The organism is Mesorhizobium sp. M0088 (assembly GCF_040322895.1).
Lineage (GTDB): Bacteria > Pseudomonadota > Alphaproteobacteria > Rhizobiales > Rhizobiaceae > Mesorhizobium.
This window is the reverse complement of record NZ_JAMYUI010000006.1, coordinates 198,322-215,408: the sequence shown is the minus strand read 5'-3', so window position 1 is coordinate 215,408 and position 17,087 is coordinate 198,322. Positions and strand designations below refer to the sequence as shown.

Here is a 17,087-nt window from a genome sequence, read left to right as displayed (position 1 = left end):
CCACGCGCCGATACTTGGTCAAACCCCGTATTGTTCGTCGCTGACATGCTCCAGCCAGTCGACGACCTTGCCGTCGAGCGCTTCGGCGATAGCGATGTGGCTCATCGCGGTGGTCGGCGCGGCGCCATGCCAATGCTTCTCTCCGGGCGCGAACCAGACGATGTCGCCGGGCAGGATCGGTTCGATCGGGCCGCCCTCGCGCTGCACCAGGCCGGCGCCCGAGAGGACGATCAGCGTCTGGCCAAGCGGATGCGTGTGCCAGGCGGTGCGCGCACCGGGCTCGAAAGTCACGGTGGCGCCGCCGACGCGGGCGGGCTCGCTGCCCTTGAACGGCGCGTCGATGCGCACCGCGCCGGTGAAATAATCGGCCGATCCCCTGGCCGAGGCTTGAGAGCCGTTTCGCGTGATGTCCATGGTTTTGTCCCTTCCTGGCAACAGGCGTGACACGACCGCCGGTCTTCAGAGGCTGCCGGTAGAGGCGCCCGGTGTGATGACGCCTATCTAGGGTCTGCGATTGGTGCCGATTAGGTGCTATATCCAGCATGATCTTATGAAAGGGGCTCATGAATGCCGCGAGACAATCTGAATGAGCTAACCGCATTCCTCGCCGTCGCGCGCGAGGAAAGCTTCACCAGGGCGGCGGCCAAGCTCGGGGTTTCCCAATCGGCGCTCAGCCATACGGTGCGGGCGCTGGAGGAGCGGCTGGGCGTGCGGCTCCTGACCCGCACCACGCGCAGCGTGTCGCCCACCGAGGCCGGCGAGCGGCTGGCTCGCACCGTGGGGCCGCGGCTCGATGAGATCGAAGCCGAGATCGCGGCACTCAGCGCCTTGCGCGAAAAACCCGCCGGCACCATCCGCATCACCGCCGGTGAGCATGCCGCCGATGCGATCCTGTGGCCTGCCCTGGCGAAATTCCTGCCCGACTATCCCGACATCAAAGTCGAGATCATCGTCGACTACAGCCTGACCGACATCGTTGCCGAGCGCTTCGACGCCGGCGTGCGGCTGGGCGAACAGGTGGCGCGCGACATGATCGCGGTGCGCATCGGCCCCGACATGCGCATGGCGGTGGTCGGATCGCCGGCCTATTTCGCCAAATGGCCGAAACCGCGCACGCCACAGGACCTGACCACCCACAATTGCATCAATCTGCGGCTGCCCACCTATGGCGGGCTCTACGCCTGGGAGTTCGAGAAGGCCGGGCGCGAGCTGAAGGTGCGGGTCGAGGGCCAATTGGTGTTCAATACGGCCGCGCTGCGCATGAACGCGGTGCTCGCCGGCCTCGGCGTTGCCTATCTGCCGGAGGAACAGGTGACGGCTCTACTGGCCGACGGCCGACTGGTGCGGGTGCTCGCCGACTGGTGCGCGCCTTTCCCCGGGTACCACCTCTATTACCCCAGCCGCCGGCAAGCGACGCCGGCCTTCTCGCTGCTGGTCGACGCGCTACGCTACCGAGGCTAGAACAGGAAACCGGGTTTCCGGAGGAGACATGCTCAAAACGAGCAGATAGAGCCCCATCCCGATTCGGGAACAGGCTCTCCATCTGGACTGTGCCCGCCGTCGTTCTATCTTCCGGATCGAGCAGATCTGACGAAATCCGGAGCTATCGCCGTGACCGTGACCGACCTTTATCGAGGCTACATCGCCTGCCTCAACAATCAGGACTGGCAGAAGCTGAGTCGCTTCGTTCATGACGAGGTGCACTACAATGGCGACCGCGTCGGGCTGTCGGGATATCAAGAAATGCTGGAGCGCGATTTTCGGGAGATCCCAGACCTCTATTTCGACATCCAACTGCTGATCGCCGAACCGCCGTTCATAGCCAGCCGGCTCCAGTTCAACTGCACGCCGAAGGGAACCTTCTTCGGCCTGCCCATCAACGGCAGGAAGGTGTCCTTCAGCGAGAACGTCTTCTATGAATTCCTCGACGACAGGATCAGGAACGTCTGGTCGGTGATCGACAAGGCGGCCATCGAAGCGCAGCTTTAATTCAGGCCGGCCAGAAGATGACGCCGATCGTTCGTAAAAATCGATCATTATGACGAAAATAATTCGTTGGAAAGATTATTTGAGGAATGGCATTCCTCCGGCACACCCGTCTGGAGCATTGCTTTGTCTACGTTTCCCACTTCGCGAACGATATTCCGAAAAGCGCTTTTCCTGCCGATCTGACACGAGGGCGGAAATCCCTCAACTGGAATGGCATCGTGCCCGGCATCGTCCTTGTCACGATGATTACTGCCGTCGCCTTCTCGGCCCGCAATGTTTCGGGCTTCGCGCTGTTCAGCCCGATGATCCTCGCCGTCGTCGCCGGCATGATCTACTCCAACGTGCTGGGCACACCGGTGCACGCCAAGGCCGGCATCGCATTCTCGCAAAAGCGCCTGCTGCGCTTCGCCATTGTTCTGCTCGGCTTCCAGCTGACGCTCGGCCAAGTCGTCTCGATCGGCGCCGGCGGCGTCGGCATTGTCGCGGCGACGCTTGGCGCCACCTTCGTTTTCACCACCACGCTCGGTCGGCTGATCGGCGTCGACGCCAAGCTGGCGCAGCTGATCGCCGCCGGCACCTCGATCTGCGGCGCCTCGGCCATCGTCGCCACCAACATCGTCACCGATGCGCGCGACGAGGACGTCACCTACGCCGTCGCCTCGATCACCTTGTTCGGCACCGTCGCCATGCTCGGCTTCCCGCTCATGGTGCCCCTGCTCGGCCTCGACCAGCACGCTTTCGGCCTGTGGGCCGGCGCCTCGATCCATGAAGTGGCGCAAGTCATCGGCGCTGGCTTCCAGAACGGCACCCAGTCCGGCGAGATCGCTACCGTCGCCAAGCTGACCAGCGTCGCCATGCTGGCGCCGATGGTCGTCGCGCTCGGCCTGATGGCGCGCCGCAGGAGCAGCAGTGAGGTAGCGGCGCGGCCGCCCATGCCGTGGTTCGTCGCCGCCTTTGTCGCCATCGTGGCGCTGAACAGCCTCGTCACGGTGCCAGCCGAGGTGAAGTCGGCAATGGCGCTCGCCACCACCATCATGCTGACCATGGGGCTGGCCGCCATGGGCCTGCAGGCCGACATCTCGCAGCTGCGCTCGCGCGGCCTGCGCCCGCTGGCGCTCGCCTTCTCGGCCTTCCTGTTCATCGGCTGCTTCAGCCTGATGCTGGTGAAATTCACCTAGTCTAAACCGGGCCTCAGTCCTCGAACGAACTCGACGCGGCATAGATCGCCGCCAGCGTCTCGATGCCGGCCTGGTCGGCCTTGTCGAAGCGGCCGGGCAGCGGGCTGTCGAGATCGAGCACGCCGAAGACGCCTTCATCGTCCTCGAGCAGCACCACCAGTTCCGAGCGCGAGTCCGCATCGCAGGCGATGTGGCCGGGAAAATCATGCACGTCCTTGATCAGCATCGAGGTGCCGAGTTCGACCGCCGTTCCGCACACGCCCTTGCCGACGGCGATGCGCACGCAGGCCGGCTTGCCCTGGAACGGCCCGAGCACCATTTCCTCGTCCGATTGCAGGAAATAGAACCCGGCCCAGTTGAGGTCCGGCACCATCTGGAAGATGAGTGCTGCGGTGTTGGCGGCGTTGGCGATCGAATCGCGCTCGCCGTCGAGCAGCGCCTTAAGCTGAGTGGCGAGGTCGCGGTAGAACGCGGCCTTGTCTGAGGTGTCGATGGCCTTGGCCGCAAACATGAACGTGTCTCCGTATAGGGGATGGCGGTTCGTCCGATCGCTTGCCAAAGTCCGGCGAGCTCCGCAACCAGACGGCCGCCTGGACAGTCTAGCGTGGATTGCGTCCCCTCCGAAAGCCGCAAGATCAGGATTGCCTCCCGGCGCTGAGCCGGTCGGCAAGGCAGCTATGCGTAAACTTTGCGATGGATCATCTTGAGAATCATGACGGCCCCGATCGGGGGCCGCCATTCACATCTCAAACAGGTCGAACAAGTCCTGGGTTTTAGTAGCCGCCCATGCCGCCACCGCCGCCACCCGCAGGCGCGGCATCCTTGGCCGGGATGTCGGTGATCATCGCTTCGGCGGTGATCAGGAGGGCTGCGATCGAACCGGCATCCTGCAGTGCGGTGCGCACCACTTTCGCCGGATCCACGATGCCTGCCTTGATCATGTCGACATAGACCTCGTTCTGGGCGTCAAAACCCTGATTGTGGTCCTTGCTGTCGGTGAGCTTGCCGACGACGATGGAGCCCTCGACGCCGGAATTCTCGGCGATCTGGCGGATCGGCGCTTCAAGCGCCCTAAGCACGATCGTGATACCGGCCGTGACATCGGCATTGGCGCCGGTCAGGCCGCCAAGCACCGAGCGGGCACGCAGCAGAGCCACGCCGCCGCCGGGCACGATGCCTTCTTCAACCGCCGCGCGGGTGGCGTTCAGCGCATCGTCGATGCGGTCCTTCTTTTCCTTGACTTCCGACTCGGTGACGCCGCCGACGCGGATGACGGCAACGCCGCCGGCGAGCTTGGCCAGTCGCTCCTGCAGCTTCTCCTTGTCGTAGTCGGAGGTCGTCTCTTCGATCTGGCCCTTGATCTGGGCGACACGCGCCTGGATCGTCGCCTTGGTGCCGGCACCGTCGATGATCGTGGTGGTGTCTTTCTCGATCAGCACACGCTTGGCGCGGCCGAGCATCTCGATGGTGACGTTTTCAAGCTTGATGCCGAGGTCCTCGGAGATCATCTGGCCTGATGTCAGCACGGCGATGTCTTCCAGCATCGCCTTGCGGCGATCGCCGAAGCCCGGCGCCTTGACGGCCGCGACCTTGAGGCCGCCGCGCAGCTTGTTGACGACCAGCGTCGCCAGAGCCTCGCCCTCGACGTCCTCGGAGATGATCAGCAGCGGCCTGCCGCTCTGCACCACCGCTTCGAGGATCGGCAGCATCGCCTGCAGATTGCCGAGCTTCTTCTCGTGGATGAGGATGTAGGGCTCTTCCAGCTCGACGCGCATCTTGTCGGCATTGGTGACGAAATAGGGCGAGAGATAGCCGCGGTCGAACTGCATGCCTTCGACGACGTCGAGTTCGGTCTCTGCGGTCTTGGCTTCCTCGACTGTGATGACGCCGTCATTGCCGACCTTGTCCATCGCCTTGGCGATCATCTCGCCGACGCTGGCATCGCCATTGGCGGCGATGGTGCCGACCTGTGCGATCTCGGCCGACGACTTGACCTTCTTGGCGCGCGCCTGGATTTCCTTGACCACGGCGGAAACCGCCTGGTCGATGCCGCGCTTCAAATCCATGGGGTTCATGCCGGCGGCGACCAGCTTGGCGCCTTCGCGCAGGATCGAGGCGGCCAGCACCGTGGCGGTGGTGGTGCCGTCACCGGCGAGGTCGTTGGTCTTCGAGGCCACTTCGCGCACCATCTGGGCGCCCATGTTCTCGAACTTGTCGGCAAGCTCGATTTCCTTGGCGACGGTGACGCCGTCCTTGGTGATGCGCGGCGCGCCATAGGCCTTGTCGATGATGACGTTGCGGCCCTTGGGGCCGAGCGTGACCTTCACCGCATTGGTGAGGATCTCGACGCCGCGTAGCATGCGGTCGCGCGCATCGGTGGAGAATTTGATTTCCTTGGCAGACATGATTTTTATCCAGTTCGTTCGGAGAAAATGAGGTCAGGCAGCTTTCTTGGCGGCCACGGTCTTGTCGGTTGCAGCCGTCTCGCCCTTGTCGATGATCCCGGTCTCGCTCTTGTCGATGACGCCCATGATGTCGGCTTCCTTCATGATCAGAAGGTCCTCGCCGTCGATCTTGACCTCGGTGCCCGACCATTTGCCGAACAGGATGAAGTCGCCGGCTTTGACGTCGAGCGGAACAAGCGCGCCGTTTTCGTCGCGTGCGCCAGGCCCGACGGCGATGACTTCGCCCTCCTGCGGCTTTTCCTTGGCAGTGTCGGGGATGATGATCCCGCCCTTGGATTTGATATCGCCTTCGGCGCGACGAATGACGACGCGGTCGTGGAGTGGCCGAAATTTCATGGGAACTTTCTTTCTGGGGCCGGCACAGGCGGCCACGCCCCTCCTCTATAGACGCGTTGGCACTCGATAGATAGGAGTGCCAAAAATTATTCGCGGACCATATTAAATATTCAAAAGTATTATTTCGGCTGGCCGTTTCGTGGTATCCGCAGAATGTCAAATAATTCAAAAGATTGAATTTTGCCGATCGAGCGCCTATTTATCGGACAAGTTCACTTTCACGATTTCATGCACAAGGGAGATTTCTTCGATGGCCGAAGGCAATCAGACGATCATGGAAAAAGCTGAAGCCCGCTTTGTCGACAAGCAGAAGAAGACAGCGGAGAAAAACAAGGCGACCGCCGAATATATGTCCGAGGCAAGAGCCAGGGAAATCAAGACGGCAAGGCTGAGGGAGCTTCGGCTGGCCAAGGAAGAGGCCGATCGTGTCGCCGAGGCCCTCAATCCGACGCCGAAGAAGAAGCGGGTGACCAAGAAAGCCACGGAGGCCAAGACATGAGCCTCACCTTTCCCAACCGCAGCCGCAGCTATGACGAAGCGGGCCAGCGCATTCGTTTCGTTGGCCATGACGGCATGTTCCAGATCTCGTTTTCCGTCGCTGCCGACGCCATGGCCAAGATGCGGCCGGGCACAGCTGCCGACGAAGCCGGTTATCTCCAGACATTCGACACCGAGAGCAGCGCCATCCGCGAGGTGGCGTCGAAGGCCTATGACCGCACCCGCAAGAGCATGTATGTGCTGACGGCGGCCGATTTCGGCTGAAATGGCGGCGAGTTGGCGCTGACCGCGATCAGGTCTTGCGCTCGGCCCTTTCGCGGCGTCTGACGTCGCGGACATTCATCTGCACGACCATGTCCTCGGCCTCGCGCGGCCCCATCCCGACCATCACTTTTTGCCGGACAACCGCAGGCTGGCCGGTGAAGACATCGATGATGCTCCAGCTCTGGGGAAGCTCCATGCGCAGCGTGTAGCGGTTGGCCATGGCGGTCAGCCTTGCATCGTGAAAAACACGGCGCCCAGGATCAGCACCGTCCAGGCGACGACCGACAGTTTCAGCACCATGCCGCCATGCACGGCCAGAAGCTTCCGCAGGTGCGGCACACCTGCCGACGAGACCGGTGCCGCCGCCAAGGCGACAGGGGCCTTGAGGCCAAGTTTTCCAAAGACGGGCAGCAGCGACGGTTCACGCACGAAAGGCCTCGAATGTCAGGGAAAAGCGAAGCAACTACGCTCGCACCCCTTCCATAGCACTCTTTTCGCGAGCGCCTGCATGCCAAATTCAAGACAGGATTGCTTTGACGGCCAGTCCGTACTGCCTTCGCAACACACAATCTATTCGTGGGAACTGACTGCGCCCGGGGCAGATTGGGACGCCAAATTTTGGGGGCCTCGCCTCGGGATCGAACCGAGGCTTCAGAGATTTGCCGTCTCCCGAGGGATTGTTCAGAATTTTCGGATCGAGTTTCAGAGCGTTCGCCAGCCAACCTTGCCGGGTCTCGCTTCCGGCGCAGAGTTGCGATCCTTCACGCCCCAAGCGGCAGCCCGCCCCGTCTCGACCGAGGGCCTTCAGCACTGCGACTGACGTTCTTCCCCAGAGCTACGCGCTTCCGAGGCTGCTTTTACCCCGCGTTGCATTTTGGAGGAGAGGAGCGGAGGCCAACCAACTTTTCCCCTTGAACAGCGATTCGATCTGGCTTAGCTTCTTCTGAGAAAAGGTTTTCCCAAACAATCGTCGTCGGGCTCGGCCACCTGCCGGGCCTCATCCGGCTCGGTAAGAGAAAACCTTTTCCCAACCAAGGATCTCGGCGCGATGCCATCGGACGATCTGCCTGTTCCGGTCTTTTCCAAGCCAGTCACCTTGCGTGACGTGGCCGCCCAGGCCGGAGTCAGCGTCGCCACCGCATCCAAGGCGCTCAACGGCCAGGGCCGGATGACAGCCGAGACGCGCGAACGCATTCGCGAGACCGCCCGGCGGCTTGGCTTCCGGCCCAACAGCCTGGCGCAAAGCCTGCTCCGGCGCCGCAGCTTCACCGTCGGCCTGCTCACCAACGATACCTATGGCCGCTTCTCGCTGCCGCTGATGTCGGGCATTTCGGACGCGCTGGTCGACAATGGCGTCTCGGTGTTCCTGTGCAATGTCGAGGAGGATCCGCGGCTGGGCCAGATGCATGTCGACGCCATGCTCGACAAGCGCGTGGACGGCATCATCGCCACCGGCAAGCGCATCGATCGCCATCTCCCCGTCGACCTCTCCAATCTGCGCGTCCCGGTGATCTATGCTTTCACGCAGCCAGATCCCGACGCCGTCGCTTTCGTCTCGGACGATGTTGGCGGCGCCCGGCTGGCCGTCGAGCATTTCTGCCGGCTGGGCCGCAAGCGCATCGCCCACGTCACCGGGCCGGCGAGCTTTGCCGTGGTGCACGCGCGCGTCCAGGCTTACCGCGACGTGCTCGTCGAAAACGGCCTGACGGTCAGCGAGCCGCTGCTCGGCTCCTGGTCGGAAGCCTGGGGTCACCAGGCGGTTGCGCAACTGTTTGACGGCAAAAGCGAAAGGCCGGACGCGGTTTTCTGCGGCAACGACCAGATCGCGCGCGGCGTCATCGATGCTCTGCGCGAACGCGGGCTCGACGTCCCCAGGGATGTCGGCGTCATCGGTTTCGACAATTGGGAGATCGTGGCCGAGGCGACGCGCCCGCCGCTGACCTCCATCGACATGAACCTGGTTGCTCTCGGGCGCGAGGCCGGGCTGACCCTGCTTTCGCTGGTCGGCGGCAAGCCCGCCGCGCCGGGCATTCGAAAACTGCCGTGCCGGCTGGTGGTGCGGCAGTCATGCGGCCATCCGCTGGATGGCTGAAACCAAGCGCCGCGCAATCGGCGCCAAGCCGCGGAGCGCGGCCAACCCTGGAGGAGGAGAACATGAGGAACCTTATTGCCAAACTGGCCCTGGCCGCTGCCGTTCTGGGTGGCGGCATCGGTGCCGCGGCCGCCGAGACGGCCAACATCTGGGTGCGCGCCGACGGCTCGAATTTCATGCCGAGGATCGTCGACGCCTACAACAAAGCGCACACCAACCAGGTCAAGCTCGACATCATCCCCAATGCCGAGATCATCCCGAAATATGGTGCCTCCGCGGCCGGCGGCACCGCGCCCGACGCGCTGTCGCTCGACCTGATCTACACGCCCTCCTTCGCCGCCGCCGGCCAGCTGGAGGACATCACCGACTGGGCCAAGTCCCTGCCCTATTTCTCGAGCCTGTCGCCTGCGCATGTGAAGACCGGCACCTACAAGGACCACATTTACGGGCTGCCGTTCTCCGCCGACGCCTCGGTGCTGATCTGGAACAAGAAACTGTTCAAGCAGGCTGGCCTCGACCCTGAAAAAGGCCCTGCCAACTGGGCCGAGATCGCGACCGACGCCGAGAAAGTCAACGCGCTCGGCGGCAACATCAAGGGCTTCTACTTCTCCGGCAATTGCGGCGGCTGCAACATCTTCACCTTCACGCCGCTGATCTGGGCGTCGGGTGGCGACATCCTCTCGGAGGACGGCTCGAAAGCGACGCTGGACAGCCCGCAGCTGCGCGGCGCCATCGATCTCTACCGCTCGATGGTCAAGAAAGACCTGGTCCCGGCAGGTGCGCAGACCGACACCGGCGCCAACTTCTTTGCCGCCTTCGCCGCCGGCAATATCGGCATCTCGCCGTCCGGCGCCTTCGCCATCGGCGCGCTCAACACCCAGTATCCCGATGTCGACTACGGCGTCACCTTCCTGCCGGGCAAGGACAGCGGCTGGTCGTCCTTTGCCGGCGGCGACAATTTCGTCGTCACCAAGGGCACCACGAAACTGCCCGTGGTGAAGGAGTTCCTCGATTTCGCCTATTCGCTCGAGGGCCAGACCATCCTCGCCAAATACGGCAGCCTGCCGGTGCGCGGCGACATCGCCAAGGAGGCACTGAAGGACCTCGATCCACGCTATCAGATCGCCGCCGAGGCTATGGCCAAGGGCAAGACACCCTATTCGGTGGTGTTCAACGACCTGATCAACTCCGCCAACGGGCCGTGGACGCAGATGATCAACGAGGTCTTCTTCGGCGACGATGTCGATGGCGCCATAGCCAACGCACAAGAGACGATGCAGTCGATCATCGACCAGGCGCCGCAAAAATAGCGGCGGCCTACCCGGCCACCCGCCCGTCTCCCTGGGGGGGGGGCCGGCGCGTTCTTTACCCTCCCTCTTGTGGCGAGGGTCGCTGCAAAGCAGCGGGGTGGGGGCAGCGCCAGTACCCCCACCCGGACCTTCGGTCCGACCTCCCCACAAGGGGGAGGTGGGGCGGCCAACTGTATCCGACGGAAGAACAGGCACGGCATGAGCTCTATCACAACCGCAGCAACCCCTGCCCCGCCCCGCGCCCGCAGGGTCGCCAGCCGCCAACAATGGATCGGCCTGCTCTATGTCGCGCCGGCTGTCGCGCTGGTCGTCGTCTTCTTCCTGATCCCGCTCGGCATGACGGCGTGGATGTCGCTGCACAACTGGCCGCTGATGGGCGAGCACAGCTTTATCGGCCTCGGCAATTACGTCGCCATCCTGCGCGACACCAGGTTCTGGAACGCGCTGCGCTTCACCGCCTTCTACACGGTGATCGTCACCATCGCGATCTTCGTGGTGGCCTTTCCGCTGGCGCTGTTCGTCGAACGGCCGCGGCCGCTGACCAATCTCTACCGCACCATGTTCTTCATGCCGGCGGTTGTCGGTTTCGCCTCGGCCAGCCTGCTCTGGTCGTGGTTGCTGAATGTCGATTCCGGCCTGTTCAGCCCGGCCGCTTACGACCTCGGACTGATCGACAGGAAGTTCAACCTTCTGGCCACCTTCCAGCCGGCCTTCTGGTCGATCATCGCCATGGTCGTCTGGAAGGTCGCCGGCTTCACCATGATCATCCTGATGGCCGGCCTGCAATCGATCCCGCAGGACCTGCAGGAGGCGGCCGTCATCGACGGTGCCGGGCCGTTCGCCCGGTTCAGGGCGATCACCCTGCCGCTGATGCGCCGCACGCTGGCACTGGCGCTGATCCTGTCGGTCGCCGGCTCGATCCTCGCCTTCGACCAGTTCTACATCATCCTGCGCGGCGGCCCGCGCAACCAGACGCTGACGGCGGTCTACTGGATCTTCAACCAGTCCTTCGTGTCGTTCAAGCTCGGCTATGGCGCGGCCCTGTCGATGGTGCTGCTCGTCGTCCTGGTGGCGCTCAGCCTCGTCCAGCTGTGGCTGCTGCGCAAACCCGAGGGGCTCGACTGATGGCGCAGGCCGCCTCCCGCAACCGCCGGCTCCTGACCCGCATCGGCGAGCATTCGACAGGCATCATCGCCTCGGTGTTGTTTGCGGCGCCGATCGTCTGGGCGGTGCTGTCGGCGTTCAAGCCGGCGGCCGAAGCACGCCTGCCGCCGCTGCCGCCCTGGCCGACGTCGGGGTTCTCGCTGGAGAACTATGCCACGCTCAACCGCTTCGGCGACGGGCTGTGGGCCTCTGCGCAAAACAGCATCTATGTCTCGGTGATGACGGTCGTGCTGTCGGTCACCGTCAGCGTGCTGGCCGGCTACGGTTTTTCGCGCTTCCGGTTTCCGTTCAAGAACCTGTTCTTCATCCTCATCCTGTCGACGATCATGATCCCGTTCCAGTCGATCCTGACGCCGATCTTCCTGGTGCTGACCAAGCTTGGCCTGCACAACACCCTGACCGGCCTGGTCGGCGTCTATGTGACGCTGCAACTGCCGTTCTCGATCTTCATGATGCGCAACGCCTTCGACGCCGTGCCGCGCGAAATCGAGGAGGCCGCCCGCATGGACGGTGCCAGCAATCTCACAATGCTTTTGAAGGTGATGCTGCCGCTGGTCTGGCCGGGCGTCGTCACCATCGCCCTGTTTGCCTTCCTCGGCGCCTGGAACGAATTCCTCGCCGCCCTCGTGCTGATGACCGACCAATCCAAGTTCACGCTGCCGGTGATGATGACCGCACTGCAGTCGGGCCGCTTCGGCGCCATCGACTGGGGCGCGGTGCAGGCTGGCGTCACCGTGATGATGGTGCCTTGCCTGGTCCTGTTCCTGGCGCTGCAGCGCTTCTACATCCGCGGCCTGATGGCCGGGGCCGTCAAATAGACAGACCGAATGGAGTGAGTTCATGACCGCATCGCCATCCGCAAAAACCGGAAACCCAAAGCTCGCCTTCCGCCCTCTGCCGGTGCCGCAGGTCGACGTGCACGGCTTCTGGGGCGACCGCGCCGACGCTGTCGCCACACGCACCGCCGACATCCTCTACGAGCGCTGCGTCGAGGCCCGCATGCTGGAGCAGATCGATCCGGACCGCCCCTCGCCCGGCATAGTCATCCCCTTTCACTCGCCCTCTCCCGACGAAGCCGATCGCCAGGGCGCGGAATTCACCGGATCGACGGTGACCACGCAGATGTTCTGGGATTCCGATCTCGGCAAGACGATCGAGACCGCGGCCTATTCGCTTTACCGGCGCAAAAACCCCGAACTGGAGAAGAAGATCGATGCCGTCATCGAAATGTATGGCAAGCTGCAGCAGGAGGACGGCTATCTCTCGAGCTGGTATCAGCGCATCCAGCCCGGCAAGCGCTGGACCAATCTGCGCGACTGCCACGAGCTCTATTGCGCCGGCCACCTGATCGAGGGCGCGGTCGCCTATTACCAGGCGACGGGAAAACGCAAGCTGCTCGATATCATGTGCCGCTATGCCGACCATATCGCGTCGGTGCTCGGCCCCGAGCCCGGCAAGAAGAAGGGCTATTGCGGTCATGAGGAGATCGAGCTGGCACTGGTCAAGCTGGCGCGGGTGACCGGCGAGCGGAAATACATGGAGCTGGCCAAATACTTCATCGACCAGCGCGGGCAGCAGCCACATTATTTCGACGAGGAGGCCCGCGCCCGCGGCGCCGACCCGAAGGCCTATCATTTCAAGACCTATGAATACAGCCAGTCGCACATCCCGGTGCGCGAACAGCACAAGGTCGTCGGCCATGCGGTCAGAGCGATGTACCTCTATTCGGGCATGGCCGACATCGCCACTGAATATGGCGACGACACGCTGCGGTCGGCACTCGACCTTCTGTGGGACGATCTCACCACCAAGAGCCTCTATATCACCGGCGGACTGGGACCATCGGCGCACAATGAGGGGTTCACCAGCGACTACGACCTGCCCAACGAGAGCGCCTATGCCGAGACCTGTGCAGCGGTGGGCCTGGTGTTCTGGGCCAGCCGCATGCTCGGCATGGGGCCGAACGCGCGCTACGCCGACATGATGGAACGCGCCCTCTACAACGGTTCGATCTCGGGCCTGTCGCTCGACGGCTCGCTGTTTTTCTACGAGAATCCATTGGAAAGCCGGGGCAAGCACAACAGGTGGAAATGGCACCGCTGCCCGTGCTGCCCACCCAATATCGGGCGCATGGTCGCCTCGATCGGCAGCTATTTCTACAGCCTGGCCGACGATGCGTTGGCCATCCACCTCTATGGCGACTCGACAGCTCGCTTCGACATATCAGGCACACCGGTGAGCTTGACGCAGGCAAGCCGCTATCCCTGGGACGGCGCCGTCGAGATCACGCTCGAGCCGCAGGCGCCGGTCGAATTTACCTTGCACCTGCGCATTCCCGCCTGGAGCGCCAGTGCCCAGTTGAAGGTGAACGGCGAGGCCATCAAGCCGGCTGAGATCACCAGCGACGGCTACGCCGCGATCAAGCGAACATGGACGAAGGGCGATGATGTCCGGCTCGATCTCGAAATGCCGATCGAGCGGCTCTATGCCAACCCGCAGGTGCGCCAGGATGCGGGCCGCGTCGCGCTGTCGCGCGGTCCGCTGATTTATTGCGTCGAGGCATCAGACAATGACAGCCAGCCGCATCGCCTGACGCTGCCGCGGACGGCCACCATCGAAGCGCAGCACCGGCCGGAACTTCTCGGCGGTGTGGTGACGCTGTCGACCGCGGCACTTGCCGATGTCCCCGACGGCTGGCAGGACGGGCTCTACAGGCCCGAGCCGCCGACCACCGCCGAGACGCGCCTGACCGCCATTCCCTATTTCGCCTGGGACAACCGCGAGCCCGGCGAAATGCTGGTGTGGCTCAGGGACGGCTGAACGAGGTCGGTCTATGGGCGATGACCGATCCAAGCTCAGCCGCGGTCGATGCCGCAGTTTCGGGCTTTCGGTCCATATAGCGCAGACGCAGGCGCAGGAATGGCGCCTCGACGCAGGTGTAGCTGAGATAGCCGATCGGGATCGTCGCCACGAAGCACAATGCGGACCAGAGGCATGCGACGTAGAAATTGCTGATGCTCATGACATTCGTGTCTATGAACGCCGCCAATTGCATGACGAAGAACAGGTGCAGAAGATAGATCGAATAGCTGTAGGCCCCCGCCTTCTCCAGTATCCTGAACGGCGGGCTTGTTCGCTTTTTCGAAAAGCTCGTGTCGTAGTAGGCGATGCCGAATGAATAGGCTGCCGCCTCCAGGGTCGGCAGGATGATCCATATCCAATGAGGCGACGGATAGCGGCCCAGTTGGTAAAATCCGCCGGCTGCATCGAACCACCAGAAGAACCCCGAAAAAGCCATGAGAACGGCCAGCGCCAGCCAGTGTTGGTTCTTCGCGTGGGCACGCAGGTGGAAGGCAAGAATGCCGGCCAGGAACTGATCCGCATGGCCTATGATGGTTACGGACGCCGCCGACTGCACTTCGCCGATCTGCACATACAGGACGGACCTCAGCACAATGGCTGCCGCGATGAACAGCAAGGGCGCGAACACAAACCGCCTGGATGCCATCAGCAAGAACGGCAGCAACAGGTAGAAGTGCGCTTCGATCGTTACCGACCAGCCGCCATTCGGGAGGGTGGGAAAAAGAAACCCCAATCCGACGCCCGTGAAATACCCGTCGAGGGACTGTCCGGCCAGGTACCTGCGGCAAGCCTCGATACATATCACGACCAGCAGAAGCGGAAGCAGCCTGAGGGCCCTGTTGGCAAAGAAGGGCAGATAGTTGATCTGCTTTCCATCGAGCAGCTTGGCGAACAGGTACCCGGAAAGCGCCATGAACAGGGAAACGCCAGTATGCCCTTCATCCAGAACGCTGAAGAGGGGAAGAGCCGGCACGAAGTCATAAGGCACCGGGCCTTCAGGAGACGCATGAAGGAAATGCCAGGAAAAGACAAGAAAGGCCGCCAGGCCACGAACATGATCCAGCGCTGGGTAATGCTCTCCGGTCGAGGATTTCATGATTTGCCCACGCGCACCGTTTCCTGCGCCGGTGTTCAGGTCATCGTTGGGCCAGAACTGTTTTCAATTCATTAAACCCTCATTGCGGAGACTTCCGAAATCAGAGATTTGCTTCGAAAAGTGCTGTGGCCTGCAAACATCCGGGGCCAAACACGACTGAAGCGTGCCGCGTCTGAGCGGATCACTTCTGGGCGGATCACTTCTGGGCGACGGTCAGCCCGATCTCCACGGCCACCAATTCCTGCAACGCCCAAAGATTGCGGTCGCGGATACCGCAGGCTTCGAGGTGGCGGATGGTCTCGAACAGATATTCCGCACCCGAGCCCCAATGACCGGCGGCTGTCACCAGCGTCGCCGCGATCGCCTGCTTGTCGAGCTTGCCGGCATAACGCGGATTGGCGGGATCGACGACGAAGCCAAGCGCGCGACATGGGCCGCCTTCGGTCCTGACCTGCAGCCAGCGCGGCACGTTGACGGCGGGCAGGATGGTCATTTCGCGGCGCAGCAGCGCTTCGAGGTTAGCCGCCACCGGCTCCGCGATCTCGAACACCATGCCCTGGCACTGGCCGCCGCGATCGAGCGCCATCATCAGGCCGGGCTGCTCGACCGTGCCGCGAAAACGCTGCACCGTGAAGCAGAACGAACGATGCCAGCCGCTGGCCACCGCGCGTTCTCCGCCCCTCACCTCGCCGGCGGGCTTCCACAACAGCGAGCCATAGGCAAATAGTTTCAGCGGCCCGGCCGGAGCGCCGGCCAGCACCTCGTCGCGGATGCGCGCATAGTCGGCATCGGTCATGTGAACCATGCCCGGCGTCGGCCCGGCATCCTCGACAGCACGTATGGTGCGCGCGATGAGATCCTCGGTCAGCGCCATCGGCGTGTTGCGCGGGACCCTCGATGATGCGGTGGAAATAGCCTTGCTCATCTTCGCGCTCCCAGCCCTACCGCCATGTTGCCGAAGGCTGAAGGATTCTCAAGGGCCGTGCAGCCGTCTTGGAACGATGTTGCCGGCAAACTGTTCTGTTCCTTGCCGGAGGATGCCATGAACGACGCGTCGGCAAAGCCCGCTGGCCCCGTCCTTTCATCGGCGGAGCGCGTCAACACGCTGTCCCATTTCCACCGCGCCGAGATCGCTCGCATGGCAGGATGGCGCGACCGGCTGGACAGGACAACCAACTGGGCAATCACGGTGGTGGCGGCGCTGCTTTCGGTATCGCTGTCGACGGCCAGTGCGCATCACGGCGTGCTGCTGTTCGCCATGCTGCTGATCCTGCTGCTGCTGTGGATCGAGGCGCGCCGCTATCGGTTCTTCGATTTCTATCGGGCGCGCGTACGCCAGTTCGAACGCCACTATTTCGCCCAGATCTTTTCCCCACAGCCCGACTTCGCCTCGGACTGGGTGCTCATCGTCGGCGAAGGCCTGCGCGCGCCGAAATTCCTGCTGTCGCAGCGCGTCGCGCTAGCCCGTCGGCTGCGGCGAAATTACATCTATCTGTTTCTGATCCTGTTGCTGGCCTGGGTGCTCAAGATATCCACACCCAGCCTTCAAACCGTGGGTGTCAGGGCCGGCTTTGCCGGCTCGCTTCGCGAGGCCCTAGACAGCGCCGCCCTTGGCCCCGTTCCCGGTGTGGCGATCGTGGTTGTTGTGGCCGCATTCTATGTCGGGTTGCTTGCCATCGTCTTTTTCACGGCCGATGACGACGGCGAACTGTCCTTTGGCGACGTCCATGTTTGACGTTGATGTCCGGCGACACGCCGCTGCAATGTCAACGGCGCCCCGCGGCGTTGACATCCGCCGGGACGTTTGGGGAACGGAAGACCCTGTCTTCGCGG

The 17,087-nt window shown here is 63.0% G+C and carries 19 protein-coding genes; 11 read left to right on the top strand and 8 right to left on the bottom strand.

From position 1 onward, the window contains the following. Positions 1 to 18: 18 nt before the first annotated feature. The gene (locus tag NKJ67_RS09770; RefSeq protein ID WP_128309461.1) at positions 19 to 414 is read right to left on the bottom strand and encodes a (R)-mandelonitrile lyase; all 396 of its coding nucleotides are present in this window, start codon (positions 412 to 414) and stop codon (positions 19 to 21) included. Positions 415 to 567: 153 nt separating this feature from the next. Here NKJ67_RS09770 and NKJ67_RS09765 point away from each other — a divergent pair, with 153 nt between their 5' ends. The 3 genes from NKJ67_RS09765 to NKJ67_RS09755 all read left to right on the top strand — a co-directional run bounded on the left by NKJ67_RS09765 (position 568) and on the right by NKJ67_RS09755 (position 3,167). Then, the gene (locus NKJ67_RS09765; protein ID WP_352581209.1) at positions 568 to 1,461 is read left to right on the top strand and encodes a LysR family transcriptional regulator; all 894 of its coding nucleotides are present in this window, start codon (positions 568 to 570) and stop codon (positions 1,459 to 1,461) included. A 150-nt stretch (positions 1,462 to 1,611) separates the two neighbouring features. Next, complete coding sequence (locus NKJ67_RS09760; protein ID WP_352581208.1) at positions 1,612 to 1,989, top strand: ester cyclase; 378 nt, start codon at positions 1,612 to 1,614, stop codon at positions 1,987 to 1,989. 86 nt (positions 1,990 to 2,075) lie between these two features. After that, positions 2,076 to 3,167, top strand: a complete 1,092-nt coding sequence (locus NKJ67_RS09755; RefSeq protein ID WP_352581207.1) for a YeiH family protein — start codon at positions 2,076 to 2,078, stop codon at positions 3,165 to 3,167. Positions 3,168 to 3,180: 13 nt separating this feature from the next. Here NKJ67_RS09755 and msrC read toward each other — a convergent pair whose 3' ends face one another. From msrC to NKJ67_RS09740, 3 genes are all read right to left on the bottom strand, one after another. After that, complete coding sequence (gene msrC / locus NKJ67_RS09750; RefSeq protein WP_127271638.1) at positions 3,181 to 3,678, bottom strand: free L-methionine (R)-S-oxide reductase MsrC; 498 nt, start codon at positions 3,676 to 3,678, stop codon at positions 3,181 to 3,183. Between the two features lie 262 nt (positions 3,679 to 3,940). Further along, positions 3,941 to 5,572: a chaperonin GroEL gene (groL, locus tag NKJ67_RS09745; RefSeq protein WP_352581206.1), complete on the bottom strand. Its 1,632-nt coding sequence runs from the start codon at positions 5,570 to 5,572 to the stop codon at positions 3,941 to 3,943. A gap of 33 nt (positions 5,573 to 5,605) precedes the next feature. Further along, the gene (locus NKJ67_RS09740) at positions 5,606 to 5,968 is read right to left on the bottom strand and encodes a co-chaperone GroES (RefSeq protein WP_023809340.1); all 363 of its coding nucleotides are present in this window, start codon (positions 5,966 to 5,968) and stop codon (positions 5,606 to 5,608) included. Between the two features lie 250 nt (positions 5,969 to 6,218). Here NKJ67_RS09740 and NKJ67_RS09735 point away from each other — a divergent pair, with 250 nt between their 5' ends. Together NKJ67_RS09735 and NKJ67_RS09730 are read left to right on the top strand one after the other, a co-directional pair. Then, complete coding sequence (locus NKJ67_RS09735; protein WP_023760015.1) at positions 6,219 to 6,467, top strand: hypothetical protein; 249 nt, start codon at positions 6,219 to 6,221, stop codon at positions 6,465 to 6,467. Continuing rightward, positions 6,464 to 6,730 carry a DUF1488 family protein gene (locus NKJ67_RS09730; protein WP_023809341.1) on the top strand — a complete coding sequence of 89 codons (267 nt, stop codon included), beginning with the start codon at positions 6,464 to 6,466 and terminating at the stop codon, positions 6,728 to 6,730. Before NKJ67_RS09735 ends, NKJ67_RS09730 begins: the two co-directional genes overlap by 4 nt. Before the next feature lie 28 nt (positions 6,731 to 6,758). Here the strand turns inward: NKJ67_RS09730 and NKJ67_RS09725 are convergent, their stop codons facing one another. Then, on the bottom strand, positions 6,759 to 6,950 hold the full coding sequence (locus NKJ67_RS09725) for a hypothetical protein (RefSeq protein ID WP_023809342.1): 192 nt from the start codon (positions 6,948 to 6,950) through the stop codon (positions 6,759 to 6,761). Positions 6,951 to 6,955: 5 nt separating this feature from the next. Continuing rightward, the gene (locus NKJ67_RS09720; protein ID WP_023809343.1) at positions 6,956 to 7,159 is read right to left on the bottom strand and encodes a hypothetical protein; all 204 of its coding nucleotides are present in this window, start codon (positions 7,157 to 7,159) and stop codon (positions 6,956 to 6,958) included. A 619-nt stretch (positions 7,160 to 7,778) separates the two neighbouring features. Here NKJ67_RS09720 and NKJ67_RS09715 point away from each other — a divergent pair. From NKJ67_RS09715 to NKJ67_RS09695, 5 genes are all read left to right on the top strand, one after another. Then, positions 7,779 to 8,822, top strand: a complete 1,044-nt coding sequence (locus NKJ67_RS09715; protein ID WP_352581205.1) for a LacI family DNA-binding transcriptional regulator — start codon at positions 7,779 to 7,781, stop codon at positions 8,820 to 8,822. Positions 8,823 to 8,884: 62 nt separating this feature from the next. Continuing rightward, on the top strand, positions 8,885 to 10,132 hold the full coding sequence (locus NKJ67_RS09710) for an ABC transporter substrate-binding protein (protein ID WP_023809345.1): 1,248 nt from the start codon (positions 8,885 to 8,887) through the stop codon (positions 10,130 to 10,132). 198 nt (positions 10,133 to 10,330) lie between these two features. Further along, the gene (locus tag NKJ67_RS09705) at positions 10,331 to 11,257 is read left to right on the top strand and encodes a carbohydrate ABC transporter permease (RefSeq protein WP_128305583.1); all 927 of its coding nucleotides are present in this window, start codon (positions 10,331 to 10,333) and stop codon (positions 11,255 to 11,257) included. Further along, positions 11,257 to 12,114 (top strand): carbohydrate ABC transporter permease, encoded by an 858-nt coding sequence (locus NKJ67_RS09700; protein WP_352581204.1) that lies wholly within the window; start codon positions 11,257 to 11,259, stop codon positions 12,112 to 12,114. Before NKJ67_RS09705 ends, NKJ67_RS09700 begins: the two co-directional genes overlap by 1 nt. A gap of 22 nt (positions 12,115 to 12,136) precedes the next feature. Then, the gene (locus NKJ67_RS09695) at positions 12,137 to 14,116 is read left to right on the top strand and encodes a glycoside hydrolase family 127 protein (RefSeq protein ID WP_352581203.1); all 1,980 of its coding nucleotides are present in this window, start codon (positions 12,137 to 12,139) and stop codon (positions 14,114 to 14,116) included. On the opposite strand, the gene NKJ67_RS09690 is transcribed toward NKJ67_RS09695, so the two are convergent. Both NKJ67_RS09690 and NKJ67_RS09685 read right to left on the bottom strand, forming a co-directional pair. After that, positions 14,103 to 15,254 carry an acyltransferase family protein gene (locus tag NKJ67_RS09690; RefSeq protein ID WP_023809349.1) on the bottom strand — a complete coding sequence of 384 codons (1,152 nt, stop codon included), beginning with the start codon at positions 15,252 to 15,254 and terminating at the stop codon, positions 14,103 to 14,105. The two genes, NKJ67_RS09695 and NKJ67_RS09690, sit on opposite strands and share 14 nt — an antisense overlap. 196 nt (positions 15,255 to 15,450) lie before the next feature. After that, positions 15,451 to 16,179, bottom strand: coding sequence for a gamma-glutamylcyclotransferase (locus NKJ67_RS09685; RefSeq protein WP_352581202.1), 729 nt, complete (start codon positions 16,177 to 16,179; stop codon positions 15,451 to 15,453). Positions 16,180 to 16,296: 117 nt separating this feature from the next. Here NKJ67_RS09685 and NKJ67_RS09680 point away from each other — a divergent pair, with 117 nt between their 5' ends. Then, a complete protein-coding gene (locus tag NKJ67_RS09680; RefSeq protein ID WP_352581201.1) occupies positions 16,297 to 16,989 on the top strand; it encodes a DUF2270 domain-containing protein in 693 nt (230 codons plus the stop codon). The last annotated feature ends 98 nt before the right edge of the window (positions 16,990 to 17,087 follow it).